15 protein-coding genes are annotated in these 15961 nt (G+C 38.5%); 9 read left to right on the top strand and 6 right to left on the bottom strand.

Features of this window, described 5'->3' with window-relative positions; all coding sequences use genetic code 11:
• Window positions 1-157: 157 nt before the first annotated feature.
• From K348_RS0113330 to folB, 3 genes are read right to left on the bottom strand one after another with little or no spacing between them, the layout of a single operon-like run.
• Complete coding sequence (locus K348_RS0113330; protein ID WP_029905520.1) at window positions 158-1675, bottom strand: DUF4301 family protein; 1518 nt, start codon at window positions 1673-1675, stop codon at window positions 158-160.
• A gap of 56 nt (window positions 1676-1731) precedes the next feature.
• Window positions 1732-2259 carry an RNA methyltransferase gene (locus K348_RS0113325; RefSeq protein ID WP_029905519.1) on the bottom strand — a complete coding sequence of 176 codons (528 nt, stop codon included), beginning with the start codon at window positions 2257-2259 and terminating at the stop codon, window positions 1732-1734.
• 4 nt (window positions 2260-2263) lie between these two features.
• Window positions 2264-2617 (bottom strand): dihydroneopterin aldolase, encoded by a 354-nt coding sequence (folB, locus tag K348_RS0113320; RefSeq protein ID WP_029905517.1) that lies wholly within the window; start codon window positions 2615-2617, stop codon window positions 2264-2266.
• A 211-nt stretch (window positions 2618-2828) separates the two neighbouring features.
• On the opposite strand from folB, the gene K348_RS0113315 reads away from it, so the two are divergent.
• From K348_RS0113315 to K348_RS0113290, 6 genes are all read left to right on the top strand, one after another.
• Window positions 2829-3191: a polymer-forming cytoskeletal protein gene (locus K348_RS0113315; RefSeq protein ID WP_051697868.1), complete on the top strand. Its 363-nt coding sequence runs from the start codon at window positions 2829-2831 to the stop codon at window positions 3189-3191.
• A gap of 20 nt (window positions 3192-3211) precedes the next feature.
• Window positions 3212-4990: an aminopeptidase P family protein gene (locus K348_RS0113310; RefSeq protein ID WP_029905513.1), complete on the top strand. Its 1779-nt coding sequence runs from the start codon at window positions 3212-3214 to the stop codon at window positions 4988-4990.
• Window positions 4980-6395 (top strand): TlpA disulfide reductase family protein, encoded by a 1416-nt coding sequence (locus tag K348_RS0113305; RefSeq protein ID WP_029905511.1) that lies wholly within the window; start codon window positions 4980-4982, stop codon window positions 6393-6395. The genes K348_RS0113310 and K348_RS0113305 overlap by 11 nt, the downstream gene beginning before the upstream one ends.
• A 1-nt stretch (window position 6396) precedes the next feature.
• Window positions 6397-6918 (top strand): gamma carbonic anhydrase family protein, encoded by a 522-nt coding sequence (locus tag K348_RS0113300; protein ID WP_029905509.1) that lies wholly within the window; start codon window positions 6397-6399, stop codon window positions 6916-6918.
• Between the two features lie 11 nt (window positions 6919-6929).
• Window positions 6930-7421: a GNAT family N-acetyltransferase gene (locus K348_RS0113295; protein WP_029905507.1), complete on the top strand. Its 492-nt coding sequence runs from the start codon at window positions 6930-6932 to the stop codon at window positions 7419-7421.
• A 142-nt stretch (window positions 7422-7563) separates the two neighbouring features.
• Window positions 7564-8556, top strand: coding sequence for a polyphosphate kinase 2 family protein (locus K348_RS0113290; RefSeq protein ID WP_029905505.1), 993 nt, complete (start codon window positions 7564-7566; stop codon window positions 8554-8556).
• 95 nt (window positions 8557-8651) lie between these two features.
• Here the strand turns inward: K348_RS0113290 and corA are convergent, their stop codons facing one another.
• Both corA and rsmA read right to left on the bottom strand, forming a co-directional pair.
• Window positions 8652-9596 (bottom strand): magnesium/cobalt transporter CorA, encoded by a 945-nt coding sequence (gene corA, locus K348_RS0113285; protein ID WP_029905504.1) that lies wholly within the window; start codon window positions 9594-9596, stop codon window positions 8652-8654.
• Window positions 9597-9624: 28 nt separating this feature from the next.
• Window positions 9625-10425 carry a 16S rRNA (adenine(1518)-N(6)/adenine(1519)-N(6))-dimethyltransferase RsmA gene (rsmA, locus tag K348_RS0113280; protein WP_029905502.1) on the bottom strand — a complete coding sequence of 267 codons (801 nt, stop codon included), beginning with the start codon at window positions 10423-10425 and terminating at the stop codon, window positions 9625-9627.
• A 108-nt stretch (window positions 10426-10533) separates the two neighbouring features.
• Between rsmA and K348_RS0113270 the strand changes: the two genes are divergently transcribed.
• The 3 genes from K348_RS0113270 to K348_RS0113260 all read left to right on the top strand — a co-directional run bounded on the left by K348_RS0113270 (window position 10534) and on the right by K348_RS0113260 (window position 14956).
• Window positions 10534-11544 (top strand): lysylphosphatidylglycerol synthase transmembrane domain-containing protein, encoded by a 1011-nt coding sequence (locus tag K348_RS0113270; protein WP_036930554.1) that lies wholly within the window; start codon window positions 10534-10536, stop codon window positions 11542-11544.
• Window positions 11545-11566: 22 nt separating this feature from the next.
• A complete protein-coding gene (locus tag K348_RS0113265) occupies window positions 11567-13378 on the top strand; it encodes a hypothetical protein (protein ID WP_029905498.1) in 1812 nt (603 codons plus the stop codon).
• Window positions 13379-13501: 123 nt separating this feature from the next.
• Window positions 13502-14956 carry an aminoacyl-histidine dipeptidase gene (locus tag K348_RS0113260; protein WP_029905496.1) on the top strand — a complete coding sequence of 485 codons (1455 nt, stop codon included), beginning with the start codon at window positions 13502-13504 and terminating at the stop codon, window positions 14954-14956.
• A gap of 55 nt (window positions 14957-15011) precedes the next feature.
• Here the strand turns inward: K348_RS0113260 and K348_RS0113255 are convergent, their stop codons facing one another.
• Window positions 15012-15926: a hypothetical protein gene (locus tag K348_RS0113255; RefSeq protein ID WP_029905494.1), complete on the bottom strand. Its 915-nt coding sequence runs from the start codon at window positions 15924-15926 to the stop codon at window positions 15012-15014.
• Window positions 15927-15961 lie beyond the last annotated feature (35 nt).

The raw sequence follows: 15961 nt of genomic DNA, 5'->3' as shown, positions 1-15961 counted from the left end.
CATAAGGAAGACAGTTGATAAAGTTTAATGTATCCTCAAATTCTCTACAAAGATAATTCTTTTTTTCTTATAATGAAGAATCTAAGCCATTTTTTGCTTTAAAAATGACGATTTTTTCACCGTAGAGAAAAAACACCCTTAAGCAATTGCTAATCAATCACAAATGCCGTCCTCTCAATAAGTCATTTACAGTCTTGACAGGGTTGAATGTTTCGATAGGAACTTCCACAAAAATAGTGCTCCAATCCGACATTGCTCCATTCCATAAACCCGGCAATTCCAACGCTTTTATTTCTTTCCCGTTTTTAGACTTGATTGAAATAAAACCAGTGTTATAATCAACATAATTTTTCAGGTTGAAATGGTAACCCCTGTAATCTTTGACGCTGCATACAATATCCACAGGATTGAAATGCGTACCCCGCTCGAACATACTCTTTTTTGATGCATCAGACATATCGATCTGCGAACTTTCCAGTATCTGCGGAGAGATGGTCTTATCCGAATTCACCGCCAAGAAAGGGCCGCCACCCGGCTCACCGACATTTTTAACCATACCGCACACACGGCACGGGCGATCCAGTTTACGCTTGAGGTAGAGTACCAGCTCTGCATCTTCAAGAAGCTTGGTATCCGGATTCTTTATGTTCAGCTTTTCCTGAAGAAAATAAAGAATCTCGAGCAATTCATCATGTGTATATTTTCCACTATCGATGAGCCTTAAATACTCAAAGATTTTTTCTTGTGTTTTTACCAGCACGCCTGCCAGTATTTTTTTATATTTTGTTTCTATTTCTTTATTCTTATCCGGAACTGTATTGTCTACATTTTTTATAAAAATAATATCAGCATCCAGATCGTTCAGGTTTTCTATCAGTGCTCCGTGTCCACCCGGCCTGAACATCAGCTTTCCATTATCCCTTACCGGCTCATTGTCAGCGCCTACAGCAACTGTATCCGTACCGGGTTTTTGTTCGCTGAAACTAATATTATAAGAAACGGACAAATCCTCTTCTTTCTTTTCTTTTTTCGACTTTATCAATTCCTCAAAAAGCGACCTGTGCTCCGGTGATACCGTAAAATGAATATTGACCTCTCTCTTTTCATTCATCGCATATAGATACCCTTCTTGTAAATGCTCTTCAACGGGAGTTCTAGGACTATCGGAATAGCGATGAAATTTAAGTAATCCTTTCGGCAGGTTACCGTAATTCAATCCTCTTGGCATCAATAAATTCTTCACGATAGCTTTATAGCTGCCCTCAGCAATTAATTCTTTTATGTTCATCCCCTCGTTGCGCAAACAGGCTGCATTCAACTCTTCGTAAAAGGCGAATTTCTCAAGACCTCCAAAGAAAGTTTTTTCAAACTCAGTTTCCGGTGCGTTATAAGGGGCATCGAGGAATTCAAACAAATCTTTAAACATCCGGCTGGCCGCTCCCGACGCCGGAACAAATTTCATTATTGTTCGTCCCGAAGCCTTGTACGCGTCCCATGCATCCAGATATTCTTCTTCCCGGTCGGGAGGAATCACTTTAATTCCTTTTTCGACTGAAGCAGGGGCCGATATTTCCAGAAAAGGAAATCCACTTTTAAAATCGTCAATCTGTTTTTGGAATTCTTCCGGGGAAATTCCTTTTTCCTCTAAAAAAAGCTTGTCTGAGTCAGTTATCATAGTCTATTATTATCTAAAATAAAGTCTATTGCAAAACTAAGAAAAATATCGAAGAATTACTGCAATTGTCTAAAAAATTCCCATATTACAATGCCTCCCGCAACCGAAACATTCAGTGAATGTTTGGTGCCGAACTGGGGAATCTCAATACAACAATCACACATATCGACGACTTCCTGACGGACGCCTTTTACTTCATTTCCTAAAACGATTGCGTATTTTTTTGTTGTGTCCAGTATTAAATCATTTAGCATAATGCTGCTCTCAGCCTGCTCTATTGCACAAAGAATAAAATTCTTTTCTTTCAGTTCCTTTATTGCGTTTTCAGTATTTTCATAATAACACCAATCTACCGAGTTTTCTGCGCCTAAAGCAGTTTTATGAATCTCCGCATTTGGCGGGCAAGCTGTTATTCCGCACAAATAAACCGCTTCAAGCAGAAAAGCATCTGATGTACGAAAAACCGCCCCGATGTTATTAAGACTCCGTATGTTATCCAGAACAACAATCAGGGGCGTTTTTTTTGCCTCCTTAAATTTCTCTATAGAAATCCGATCCAACTCAGTTATCTTTTTGACTCTCATAACTTCAGTCTATCAAGATAACACTTGCGAATTCTACTTGCCCTCCTATTGGAGGATTACGCTTCGATATTTTTACTTCAACGCTCTCTATCCGCGTATACTTTTCTTTAAGACGACAGATAATGCGTTTCGCTGCATGCTCAAGTAACTTTGATGGTATTAAAATTTCATTTTTAACATCTTCGTATATATCGGCATAGCTTACCGTATCCTCAATGTCATCCGTAGACGCGGCTTTCGAGAGATCGAGCTGAATTTTCAGATTAACTATAAATACATTTCCAACAGCAGTTTCTTGCGGAAAAACTCCATGATTGGCATAAAAAGTCAGATTCTCTAATAATATAAAACTTTTCACAATGTTATGCTATTAAATTATTTCCAACAAAGATAAATATATATCCATTTATTGAAACCCGGCTTAACTATAAAAAACGACATATATGCACTCAGACCTCTAAAATTACATGTTATAAACTATTAAAGCGACACTATTTTTTTGTCACAAATTCACAGTTCTGATGAATTTTAACTAAGTTTGTTTCCTAAACTTAACCAACCTGTAAAAAATGGCAAAAATTAAAGAAGTTATCACTACAGCAAACACACACAACATTCTTGCATCAGGCACAAAAATAACAGGTGATGTACATGCTGAAGACGATTTCAGGATCGATGGCAGCATAGAGGGGAGCATTCATTGCAAAGGGAAAATAATACTGGGAAACAGTGGCTATGTGAATGGAAATATAGAATGCACTAATGTTGAAATATGGGGAGAACTAACGGGAAACATCTTATGTTTCGAAAACGTTATACTCAGAGCTTCTTCTCTCCTGAACGGCGATATAAAAACAAAGTCTATAGAGATAGAGCCCGGAGCCAGATTTGAAGGAAAATGTTCAATGTATAAAGAACAACATATTGATTAATATTTTAATCTAAAATAATTATGAGCAATACAATTCATAAGAGACTAAACGCTTTGCGTAGTTTCATGGAAGAAAAAGGCCTACATGCCTTCATTATCCCAACTACCGATTCGCATCTTAGCGAGTATCCTGCATTACATTGGGCTGCCAGAGAATGGATAAGCGGCTTTACCGGTTCCGCCGGAACGGTAGTTGTTACAAGAGAAAAAGCCGGACTATGGACTGATTCACGCTATTTTCTTCAGGCTGAGACAGAACTTGAGGGATCGGGAGTTGATCTTTTTAAAGACGGGTTACCTACAACCCCTACCATGGAAGAATGGCTTGGCAGTGAACTTGGCAGAGGTGAATCTGTGGGGATAGACGGAAATGTATATGCTGCAAAAGAAGCTTTTAATTTAAGTCATAAACTGAATATGAAAGGACTACATCTGATAAGTGATTATGATCCTTTCGCTAGCATATGGCACGACAGGCCAGCCATACCTACCAATCCGATATTTGTATTGCCGGAAAAATACACCGGAGAAGCAGCCAGCAAGAAAATCGCACGTATATGCGACATTATCGAAAAGCAGGGCGCAGAATCATTGCTTGTAGCTGCGCTCGATACTATAGCCTGGATATTCAATATCAGGGGAAATGATGTAAAATGCAATCCTGTAGCGGTAAGTTACGCTTACATTTCACGAAAGGAAACAGTATTATTCATCGACCCCAAGAAATTAACAGCAGAAACATCCGATTATCTGAAATCGGAGGATGTAACAATAGCCGAATATTCAAAGATATACGATTATGTAGCTAAAATACAAACCTCTGTATGCCTCGACAGTAATAAAGTCACTTTCAGTTTATACAATACCATTCCGTCAGACAACAGGATTATAGATATTCCGTCTCCTGCCGACCTGATGAAAAGCATCAAAAACGAAACAGAGATACAAGGCTTCAAAAATGCAATGGAGCGCGACGGTGTAGCTTTGGTCAGATTCTTTATGTGGCTGGAAAAAGCTATTCCACAGGGTGGTGTTACTGAAATTATGATACCGCAGAAGCTGGTGGAATACCGTAGCCAGCAAGATAATTTCGTAGGCGAAAGTTTCGACACCATATCAGGATACGGCCCTAACGGCGCTATTGTACATTATCACGTATCGGAAAAGAGTTCGCTTGAAGTAAAAGCCGAAGGCTTTCTGTTAATCGATTCGGGGGCACAATATTTTGACGGTACTACCGATATTACACGTACTGTAGCGGTAGGTCCTCTTAGTGAACAAATGAAAAAGGATTATACCATGGTACTAAAAGGCCATATCGATCTGGCTACAGCTATCTTCCCACAAGGAACACGTGGAAGCCAACTCGACATCCTTGCCCGTAGAACCATGTGGGATAATGGTATCAATTATCTGCATGGTACCGGACACGGCATAGGACATTTCCTGAATGTACACGAAGGCCCGCAAAATATACGCATGAATGAAAATCCGACAACTATGCTGGTCGGTATGGTTACCTCTAACGAACCAGGACTGTACAGAGCGGGACAATACGGAATACGTACCGAAAACCTCATTCTTACACAACATGAGACAACAACAGAGTTCGGAGACTTTTATTCATTCAAAACATTAACTCTTTGCCCGATAGACACTACTCCTGTAATAAAGGAAATGCTTACTGCAGAAGAAATTTCATGGCTGAATGAATATCACAAATTTGTATATGACCGTCTTTCGCCACTGCTGACAGAGGATGAAAAACGCTGGTTAAAGGACAAAACAAATGAAATATAATATTCTTCTACTTTTGAGCCTCTTCCTGATTATCAAGGCAGAGGCTCAAAACAATAAAAACGAAAAAAGTGCGGGTTTCAATCTGGAATTAAATATTCCTTCCCAGAAAAACAATAGGATGTATCTGGGATATTACTGGAATGGCGCAACATATGCCCGCGACTCTGTCGTATTATCATCCGAAGGTAAGGCAAAACTTAATCTCGCTGAAGAACTTTCTGCCGGACAATATTTTCTCTATGCAGAGCCCGATTTTCGTGTCGATCTCCTTTTGGATAAAGGAGAAAATAATATTCATTTATTTGTAGACGAAAAGGATTTCTCTAAAAGCACCGCAACCGGAAGCCCTAACACAGTACTACTGTGGAAATATCTGACAGACATCCAGCAAAAGGATAGTGAAAGGCTTGAAATAGAGACCCAACTTGAAAATGATGCTATAACTTTACAAAAGAGGAAAGAACTGGAAGACCGGAAAAACAAGCTGGACGAAAGCGCATCTGCATATACCGAATCTGTTATAAAAAATAATACAAATAACTGGTTTGGTGTTTTTCTTAAAGGGATGCAACCGATATCCCTACCCTATCCACAACCAAAGGATGAAAATGAATTTCTTAAAAATAAGGAATATGGGAAAGTCCATTATTTTGATAATGTAGACCTTACCGATCCACGGCTGTGGCGCACCAATTATTTCACCAGCTATATAGATACTTATCTGAATCAATGGGCAGACCAGATACCTGATTCACTGGCGGTAGCCGCAAGTCGTCTGGTAGCAAAAACCAAGGGTAATGACTATTGTTTTAGGGAAATGCTATCGAGGTTGACTAACGAATCGTTGAAAAGTACAAGGATGGGCGATGAAAATATTTGGGCGAAGCTTGCGGAAGACTATATCTTCGATAAAGATGTGATATGGATAGACAGTACGCAGAATTCGGAATTACGCCGAAAATACGAACTCATAAAAAATAACCGTATTGGAATGAAGGCTCAGAATCTTGAACTTCAAACTATGGAGGGAAAAACAATAAACACGAACGAGATTCCTGCCGAATTTCTGATACTGTATTTTTACGATCCGGAATGCGGTCATTGCCAGACTTCTACCCCAAAACTTCACAATGGATTATATGCCAAATATAAAAGCAAAGGTGTGGAAGTTGTTGCAATAGATATAGTAAATAACAAACAAAAATGGGAAGCATTCGTTAATAATAAGAAGCTGACAGATTGGATAAATTGCGCTGACCCCGAATATAAATCAAATTTTTGGATGAATTACGATACTTCCGGCGTACCGTCTGTCTATGTCTTGAATAGAAATAAAATAATACTGGCAAAGATGCTGGACGAGGAGAACCTCGAAAAGCTTTTTAAATATTATATAAAAGATTAAAATGGCACTTGTTAAAGAAGTTAGAGGGTTTATACCCGAAATTGGCAAAAATACTTATCTGGCCGAAAATGCAACTATTATCGGCGATGTTGTTATAGGAGATGATTGCAGCATATGGTTTAACACTGTCCTCCGCGGCGATGTAAACTCGATCAGGATAGGCGACCGTGTAAACATACAGGACGGCAGCGTATTACATACTTTGTATCAAAAATCGGTAGTGGAAATCGGCGATGATGTATCCGTTGGGCACAATGTGGTAATACACGGAGCTAAAATAGAAAATGGAGCATTAATTGGTATGGGAGCTATCGTTCTCGACCATGCGGTTATCGGCGAAGGAGCTATAATAGCGGCAGGCTCTGTTGTATTGAGTGGCACGCAGGTAGAACCCGGTAGCATCTATGCAGGCGTACCGGCAAAATTCGTAAAAAAAGTGGACCCGGATCAGGCAAAAGAAATGAATCAGAAGATTGCGAAAAATTACCTGATGTATTCGGGCTGGTTCAAAGAAGAAGAGTAACAACCAAAGAATTGGAAGAAGTTTTAATACGCAAAATTGAAGACAAAGAATCGGGCATTTTGGAAGACATGCTCTATGAGGCCATTTTTCAACCGGAAGGCGCAGAAAAACTACCACGCGATATAATACGGCAACCTGACATCTATGTATATATAGATAATTTCGGTAAACAAAAAGATGATTACTGCCTTGTTGCCGAAACCGGAGGTAAAATAGCTGGGGCCGTATGGATCAGAATACTCGCAGGAGAGGTGAAAGGGTTTGGGAATATAGATAATTCCACACCTGAATTTGCCATATCTTTATTTAAAGAGTATAGGGGACAGGGATATGGCACTTTGCTGATGCAAAAGATGATAGAATACATGAAGGCACATGGCTATAAGGAGACATCACTAAGTGTGGACAAGAATAATTACGCAGTTAAAATGTACCGTAAGTTAGGCTTCGAAATTATAGAAGAAAGGGAGCATGATTATTTAATGGTACTGAATCTGAGATAGTATTATCGGTATCTTATTAGCCGGCCATTCTTATTTTCAACAAAAAAAATTCCGATGCATGGCATCCTTATAAATGCAACAATATTCCTTGGTTGTATGTTAATTGGTATATACATTACATCATAAACCAATCAGGAACATTATGAAAAAGGAAGTTCTTAAAAAATTGACAGCCCAACCCGGTGAAAAGCATAAGGTATCGGATTTCAAAACCGACTTTACTGCAGGGCTGAATAAAGAAGATGCAAAGAATTTACTTGCGGAAAATACAGAGAAACTCGCAAAACTTCAGGATAAATTATATGCACACGACCGCTATTCCATTCTTGTTATTTTTCAGGCAATGGATGCCGCCGGAAAAGACGGCACAGTAAAACATGTAATGTCGGGTATCAATCCGCAAGGCTGTCAAGTCTATTCTTTCAAACAACCTTCGGCAGAAGATCTCGATCATGATTACCTTTGGCGCATCAACAAATGCCTTCCCGAAAGAGGTCGTATCGGGATATTCAACAGGTCGCACTATGAAGATGTACTAATAGCAAAAGTACATCCGTCCATTGTATTGAATGGAAAACTTCCCAAGATTAATAAAATAGAGGATATCGATGACAAGTTCTGGAAAAACCGTTACAGGCAAATCAACGACTTCGAACGCCATCTGATTGAAAATGGAACTATCATTCTTAAATTTTTCCTGAATGTTTCGCACGAAGAGCAGGAAAAACGTTTTCTTGCCCGACTCGACGACGAATCGAAAAACTGGAAATTTTCGGCGGCCGACCTTAAAGAACGTGAATTCTGGAACGATTATATGAAAGCGTATTCCGATATGCTCACACATACATCTACCGACAATGCGCCATGGTATGTCATTCCGGCCGATAATAAATGGTTTATGCGCTATGCTGTAGGACAAATAGTGTGTGACCGAATAGAAGAACTAAAGCTCCATTACCCTATCCTGAGTGAAACGGCTAAGCAGGAAATAGAAAATGCAAAGAAGATATTAACTCTACAGAATCCTGATGAATCAGTACCTAAGGGGACGGTAACCCAAAAACATCAGAAAGTAAGGACTATAAAAGACAAACAGGAGGCTAAGTCTGCAAAAAGGTCAAAGAAAAAAAATTAAATATGACAAAAGCCGTAAGAAAGAAATATTCATGCGGCTTTATTTATAGTCTTAATTTGAGAACTTACAACTTATAACTCATAACTTATAATTATTTACAGCCACTTCTTCTTTTTAAAATATATAAGAATAACTGCTACTGCAAAAATCATTAATCCGACAGAAAATTCGTAACCATATTTCCATTTCAATTCCGGCATAATTTCAAAATTCATACCATAAACACTGGCAATCAATGTCGGTGGCATAAATATTACCGAAATCACGGTAAACATCTTTATAATCTTATTCTGTTCGATGTTTACAAACCCGAGGAAAGTATCCTGTAAATAATCCAGTCGGTCGAAACTAAAACGGATATGCTCTAATAAGGAATTTATATCTTTGATGAGAATTGTAATCCTGCCATGCAGTTCCTTCGGCATCAGTTCGCTTCTCAGCATACTTGATACGGCACGCTGTTTATCAATAATATTTTCACGGAGTAGCATTGTCTTTTCCTGAAGGTTCTTAATCTCCATCAAGAGTTCCTCATCCGCTTCCTGAATACTGATACTATTACTCAAAGTGGTAATCTCCAGCGTCATATCCTCTACCATATCGGCATCTATCTCTACGCGTGTCTCCAGTATAGCAACAAATACATGATAGCCCGTCGGATAGTTTTTCGGATTGGCCGATATCTTTTTTATCGTTTCATGAAAAGAAGTCAAATCCTCTCCACGTACAGTAATAAGGATGTTATTTTTAAGAATAAACGAAACAGGTTCCCTTTCGAAATTACCAAGCAGGAAGTTTGAGTTTACAACGAGAGAATCAGCCGTTTCCATATAACGGGACGACATCTCGATCTCGACCATCTCTTCCTCTTCCTGTATATATATTTTCAGATAATCTTCAAGTTCGTTTTCTATCTCTTCGTCTACATTGTTAAGGTCAATCCAGAGGAAGTTTTTGATAGGAGTAGTCTTGAGGAATTCAATGCTACGGCTCATTCTTATAGCATTGTCTTTATGGTAAAATAGTTTTACTTCTGACATGAGCTCTCTTTTTTTAAGTGTATGTACTCTATTTCTTCTCGCTGTCTCTCCCGGGCAGAAAAGTGGAAACAATATTTGTCAACTCTTCGAAATCTGCAACCGAGAGCCTTTCGGGTCGTTCGCCAAAAATAGGTTTCGAATATGCTTCACAGTCTTTCCCGAGTAGTGGCCTCATAGAATTTCGTAATGTCTTACGTCTCTGATTAAATCCGGTTTTCACAACCGTTTTAAAGAGCTTTTCATCACAACTGAGACTTTGGCGATTGTTTCTGACCAGCTTCACTACTGCCGATTTCACCCTCGGAGGAGGGTCGAACACCTTTTCACTCACCGTGAACAGGTATTCAATATCGTACCATGCCTGAATCAGTACACTTAATATACCATATGTTTTTCCACCGGGTTTAGCAGCTATACGTTCAGCTACTTCTTTCTGCAGCATACCCGAACAACATGGTATCTGGTTCTTATAATCAAGTACTTTAAAAAATATCTGAGAGGATATATTGTACGGATAATTTCCTATAACACAAAATTGACCGGGATAAATCTCTGATAAATCCAACTTAAGAAAATCATCTTCAATAATATGTCCGCGCAAAGCCGGATAATGCTCATTCAAGTAAGGTACAGAATCTCTGTCCAGTTCCACAACAGTAAGATTTCTTTCTTTTTCGATCAGAAACTGAGTAAGCACACCCATTCCAGGTCCCACTTCGATAACCGGCACACTGCTAAAATCGTCGAGCGTATCCGCTATACGGCGTGCAATATACAGGTCTTTCAAAAAGTGCTGGCCTAAGAATTTCTTTGCTCTTACTACTGTCATGCTCAACAATTATCATTATATTTGCTGGCGCAAAGGTAGTGTTTTATTGGTAAAAACTGCTTCTGTTCCCACGATTAATAAAAAGAAAATGCAATTTTACAAATAAGGATGGAAGATTCAGCCGAAGCAACAAAGCCTAAAAAAAAATCCTTACTGAATACGTTTGTTAAAGTAGTTTTACCCTTATTACTCGGGATAGCTATAGTATATTACCTCATCAGCAAGATAGACCCTGACGAATTATGGACTGTACTTAAAAGCGCTAATTGGGGTATTTTGTTATTCTCCCTTATATTTGGCTTATTAGGAAATATTATCAGAGGATATCGCTGGAAATTATTCATTAACCCATTGGGTTATTCACCCAAAATATCAAATCTGATATATGCTATCCTTGGCGGTTATGCCGTTAACTTTGCTTTACCTCGCGCAGGCGAAATATGGAAATGCGGAATAGTAGCCAAAGAGGAAAAAATACCGTTCACTAAATTATTCGGCACTATGATTTTAGACCGGATATTCGATATGGCGACCGTTGTGCTATTATGCCTTGCTGCATTCCTTATAAACATGCAGTTTTTCGTGGCTCAACTCGAGCAAAACAAATCAACATTCGACCTGATTATGATGATACTGAAATCTCCAGTATTATACATTGCCCTTGTAGCTGCCGTGATAACAACATACATTGTCTTCCGCTTCTTTAAGGAAAATATAATAGTAAAGAAAGTCAAAAGCTTCATCAAAAGCATGATTGCGGACATGAAAGCCATTTGGCGCATGGATAGTAAATGGAAACTGCTTCTGTGTACTATCGGAATCTGGGGCTCATACTTCCTGTATTTCTATATTACATTTTTTGCATTCGGTTTCACTAAGGATTTAGGCATTACAGCCGGACTTATAGCATTCGCCCTAAGCAGTTTAAGCATGGGAGTACCGTCTAACGGAGGATTAGGACCTTGGCAAATAGCTGTGGTTGCCGCTCTTATGCTTTATGGAATCAATGAACTGAATGCCACAGCATTTGCCACCGGAGTATTTGCTATCCAATCGCTTTGGGTGATCCTTTGCGGATTATTCGGAATAGCAGCTTTGGCCTTGAAAAAACAAAAGTAAATCAAAATTAATCATATAAGTAATGTTTGCCATTTTTCTGTGCTGGTTTCTGATAGCCGTTACATTTATTTCTCTAGGAGATTTTTTCATCTTCATTTATAATAAACTGTGTAAAAAGAAAGAGAGATATTCGGTGACAGATACCTTATTTTTAGGTATGATTTTTATACTCATACCACTTTCAATTTCTTCTTTCTGGCTACCGTCAAATCATTACATACTTTTAGCTTATTTTATCTTTTCAGTTCTATATTGGGCTATAAGATATAAATACTTTATCTTTTGCTTAAAACAGGTCAAAAGAAAGATTAAAAGCCTTTCCGTTTATCAACTTATAGTAATATTATTAGCAATCCTTTCCGTAGGACTGCTTTCCGTCTATTTAGGCGGACAATGGCTGTCCCACGATTCATTTTATTATCATCAGGCTGCAATCAGATGGAATGAAGAGTATGCAATAGTTCCGGGGCTAGGGAATGTAGAAGAAAGGTTTGGATTCAACTCCAATTATTTACTGATATCAGCAATTTATACACTTCGGTTTATCTTCGATGAGCCTATTTATGGTTTCCAGTCATTTATGTGTGTTGCTGTATTGGCTTGGATCGTAACTGAAACATTTAGGTCGGGATTTGAAGTAAAAAGGGTGATTATATTACTATTATACACAGGGTTTATACTTATGGATAGAAATGTCCTGGGGGTGACTTCAACTGACATCATACCAAATCTGACCATCATTTATTTGGCGATGAAAACTGTATTATATCCTCATCAGGTAAAAAAGAAATTGCTATTCTATGTAGCTATCCCTATTGGACTCGCCACATTTAAACTATCGATTATCTTTATTGCATTATCGGGCGTACTGATATTTTTCTGGCTTATAAAACAGAAAGATTATAGAACAGTATCTTTCTTATTTTCAACAGCTTTTGCAATCATCGGATTGTGGTTTATCCGAAATGTTATTATTTCCGGCTATCTTGTACATCCTCTCTATCAAATCGACTTATTCTCTTTCGACTGGAAAGTGCCTGCACACATATTGATAAGGGAGACACATGATATAGCCGCTCATGCCCGATATGAATATATGGCAAAAATTTGGGAAGATTTCCTGGCATTCAGAGTATGGAAAGAATTCTCATGGCATATACCACTGTATGCACTTAGCCTAGCATCTATGATATTTATTACAGCTAAAATAATAAAGAAAAAGAAAGAAATAAACAAGATTTACCTCTATATGGCAGCCATACTTGGTATAAACATTATTTACTGGCTGGCAACAGCTCCATCTATTCGTTTTGGCTATGGATATGTATTTTCATTGATATTTTTAGCTATAACACTTATGTTTTACCGGAATAGATATGATAATTATAAACTTAATATACTAATCATTAGTCTCGAATCTAAGAATGGCAAAAGATACGGGACAGCTGATTTCTGTAAATATATATCCATTATTTTGTTTGGCTTCATATTCATACAATCATATAAAAGCATATCTGATTACAGACATTTTCTCAGAGAATATTGTGGCTATAGTAAATCTCAGTCAAGTCGAAAACCATTTTATGCACCTTACTCTACCACAGAACAGATAATGGAGACCAGTAAAATAATGGAAATTCCCGGGCCTCCTTTCGAACCATATGAAATCAACAATGGCATAACTATATACATTGCCACCGAAGAAAGAGGATTTATCTACGATGTTGTACCAGCAACCAGCAATGAAGCAAGAGGGGCGCAAAGTTTCAAAAAACTGGAGGCAAGGGGTAAATCAATACAAGACGGATTCAGGTCGAAAGAAAACTATAAATAGCCAATATCAGCATATTGCCACCATATCAATCGAAAATAATATAAAAACATATAGATACAGCATCCAAAGCATTGATATTTTCCTATCTTTGTTACTATTCGTAAATTTTAAAACATAACCATTATGTCGAAAGAGATACTTAAACTAAAACCGCAACAATTGTGGAAACACTTCTATGGCCTCACCCAGATTCCACGTCCGACAGGACAAATGAAAGAGGTCACAAAATTCGTTATTGACTTTGGTAAATCCCTTGGCTTAGACGTTAAGCAGGACAAAACAGGCAATGTACTGATCACAAAGCCTGCCACAAAGGGCATGGAAAAAGTGCCAGTAGTTATCCTTCAATCACATTTGGATATGGTTCCTCAAAAGAACTCCGATGTGAAGCATGATTTTACTAAAGACCCTATAGAAACCCAAATCGACGGTAACATTGTAAAAGCCAAATCGACTACACTGGGTGCCGACAACGGTATCGGTGCCGCTGCGATGATGACCGTACTGGAAGATAAAAAACTGAAACACGGCAAAATAGAGGCCTTATTTACTGTTGATGAAGAGGTCGGTATGGTAGGAGCTACAGGACTGAAAAAAGGATTCCTGTCGGGCAATGTATTGCTTAATCTCGATACGGAAGAAATCGGTGAATTGTGCGTAGGTTGTGCCGGTGGTGCCGATGTAAATGCAGACTGGGAATTTAAAGATGCAAAAGTTCCGGAAGGAGATATAGCCTATAAAATAACTCTGAAAGGACTTCGCGGAGGGCACTCAGGAACAGAAATACACCTTGGGCGTGCCAACGCAAACAAACTGATGTTCTACTTCCTGAAAGAAGCAGTGAGCAACTATGAAGTACGTCTTTCATCGATCGACGGCGGTTCGCTCCGGAATGCTATACCACGAGAGGCAGTTGCCGTAGTTACTCTACCGGAGGAAGACGAAAAAGACTTTGCAAAACTGGTAAAGAAATACGAAAAGATATTTAAAGAAGAATACAAAGCTGTAGAACAAAATCTTTCGTTCAAAGCAGCTAAAGCGGATTTACCAAAAACTCTTATTCCTGAAGAAATACAGGACAGCCTGATCAACGCCGTTGTGGGTTGTCAGAATGGTGTTATCAGTATGCTAACCGATTTTGAAGGTATAGTGGAAACGTCTACTAATCTTGCCTCTGTGAAATCAGAAGCAGGACGTATATCTGCAAAAATGCTTGCCCGTAGTTCCTCCGAAACACGTAAAGATGAAATATGCTCCAGCTTGGAAAGTGTATTTGCTCTTGCAGGTGCGAAAGTATCCATTGAAAACGGATATCCGGGATGGCAGCCGAATGCTCATTCGGAAACATTGGCTATGATGGCTAAACTATACGAAGATATGTACAAGGAAAAAGCCCACGTAGTAGTTGTACACGCAGGACTGGAATGCGGAATCATATTGGGAAGTACACCGGGGTTAGATATTGTATCGTTCGGGCCGACAATATTGAACGCCCATTCCCCTGACGAATTCGTTGAGATAGATACTGTAGAAAAATTTTACTATTATTTGGTGAAAACCTTAGAAAAGATTAAATAAAAAGAAAGAATGGCAGGAGTAATTCCTGCCATTCATCATATTTGGGCGATAATTGCTAAAACGGGATACGGTCGGCTTCTTCCAAGCCCTTTGATGTAACATTAAATTCTCCGCTAATATTATTTTCTTCATTTCCCAACTCGCCCGTAAGTAAATATCGGTTGCCTGCTAGAAAGTTTCCTTTATAAATAACTTTTTCGCCAAGAGAAGAACCGGCATCATTAGCCGACTGTGTCCAGTATATTATTTTGACAGTTATATCATTCGACCGGGCAATGAAACGCGGCCCGATATATTTAAGTTCTTTAAATTTATCTACTGATATGCCCGGACTCGGTGTCGTAATCGGAGAATTGTCTGCTTTTTGTGTAGGAACCTTATCTTTAATGCCAAAACCATAATAATAGGGCTCTACCACACATAACATAAAGTTACATCCATTCGGAATAAAACATGTTTCTGCATCCGTAATATTCACCAATATTTCCGACCACATAGGTTGTAGTTTAATATCTACAGACTGGTCATTCTTTCCATCAACACTAAAGTCCTTATTTTCCAGATACATTTCATAATTATCGCTACCGGTAGCAACCCATGCATTACCAAAACAATAATCCGAATTGAAATTATCATGCTCAATAATAGGGTGATTCGATAATAGTCTATGAGATATTACAGATATCTTATAATTCCCTTTTGGTAATTCGAACTTAATCAGAGGCAACTTAGCTTCATCGTGAAGAACAGCTTTACCTGTCTCATCATAAATCGTATATTTATAAGAACGAACAATATTTTCATCCGCTTTCTCACTATTTAGAGGGGAAGTATCGTGCGAAAAATTCGAAATATTGAATGTCACCGGATATTTCTTTTCATCGATTCCAGAATCTGTATCGTTACTACTACATGAAGCAAAAAGAATAGTCACACAGACTATAGCCCAAATATAACGTAGCTTTTTCATAGGAAAACTGTTTGTAAAGATTCATCAAAAATCAT

This window comes from Prevotella sp. 10(H) (genome assembly GCF_000711235.1).
Taxonomy (GTDB): domain Bacteria; phylum Bacteroidota; class Bacteroidia; order Bacteroidales; family Dysgonomonadaceae; genus Dysgonomonas.
This window is presented reverse-complemented; position numbering and strand designations above follow the sequence as displayed.

What these genes read in the sequence shown, in the direction of transcription:
- K348_RS0113330 (WP_029905520.1), bottom strand. Translation starts at nt 1,675, where the DNA reads ATGATAACTGACTCAGACAAGCTTTTTTTAGAGGAAAAAGGAATTTCC.
- K348_RS0113325 (WP_029905519.1), bottom strand. Translation starts at nt 2,259, where the DNA reads ATGAGAGTCAAAAAGATAACTGAGTTGGATCGGATTTCTATAGAGAAA.
- K348_RS0113315 (WP_051697868.1), top strand. Translation starts at nt 2,829, where the DNA reads ATGGCAAAAATTAAAGAAGTTATCACTACAGCAAACACACACAACATT.
- K348_RS0113310 (WP_029905513.1), top strand. Translation starts at nt 3,212, where the DNA reads ATGAGCAATACAATTCATAAGAGACTAAACGCTTTGCGTAGTTTCATG.
- K348_RS0113305 (WP_029905511.1), top strand. Translation starts at nt 4,980, where the DNA reads ATGAAATATAATATTCTTCTACTTTTGAGCCTCTTCCTGATTATCAAG.
- K348_RS0113300 (WP_029905509.1), top strand. Translation starts at nt 6,397, where the DNA reads ATGGCACTTGTTAAAGAAGTTAGAGGGTTTATACCCGAAATTGGCAAA.
- K348_RS0113290 (WP_029905505.1), top strand. Translation starts at nt 7,564, where the DNA reads ATGAAAAAGGAAGTTCTTAAAAAATTGACAGCCCAACCCGGTGAAAAG.
- corA (WP_029905504.1), bottom strand. Translation starts at nt 9,596, where the DNA reads ATGTCAGAAGTAAAACTATTTTACCATAAAGACAATGCTATAAGAATG.
- rsmA (WP_029905502.1), bottom strand. Translation starts at nt 10,425, where the DNA reads ATGACAGTAGTAAGAGCAAAGAAATTCTTAGGCCAGCACTTTTTGAAA.
- K348_RS0113270 (WP_036930554.1), top strand. Translation starts at nt 10,534, where the DNA reads ATGGAAGATTCAGCCGAAGCAACAAAGCCTAAAAAAAAATCCTTACTG.
- K348_RS0113265 (WP_029905498.1), top strand. Translation starts at nt 11,567, where the DNA reads ATGTTTGCCATTTTTCTGTGCTGGTTTCTGATAGCCGTTACATTTATT.
- K348_RS0113260 (WP_029905496.1), top strand. Translation starts at nt 13,502, where the DNA reads ATGTCGAAAGAGATACTTAAACTAAAACCGCAACAATTGTGGAAACAC.
- K348_RS0113255 (WP_029905494.1), bottom strand. Translation starts at nt 15,926, where the DNA reads ATGAAAAAGCTACGTTATATTTGGGCTATAGTCTGTGTGACTATTCTT.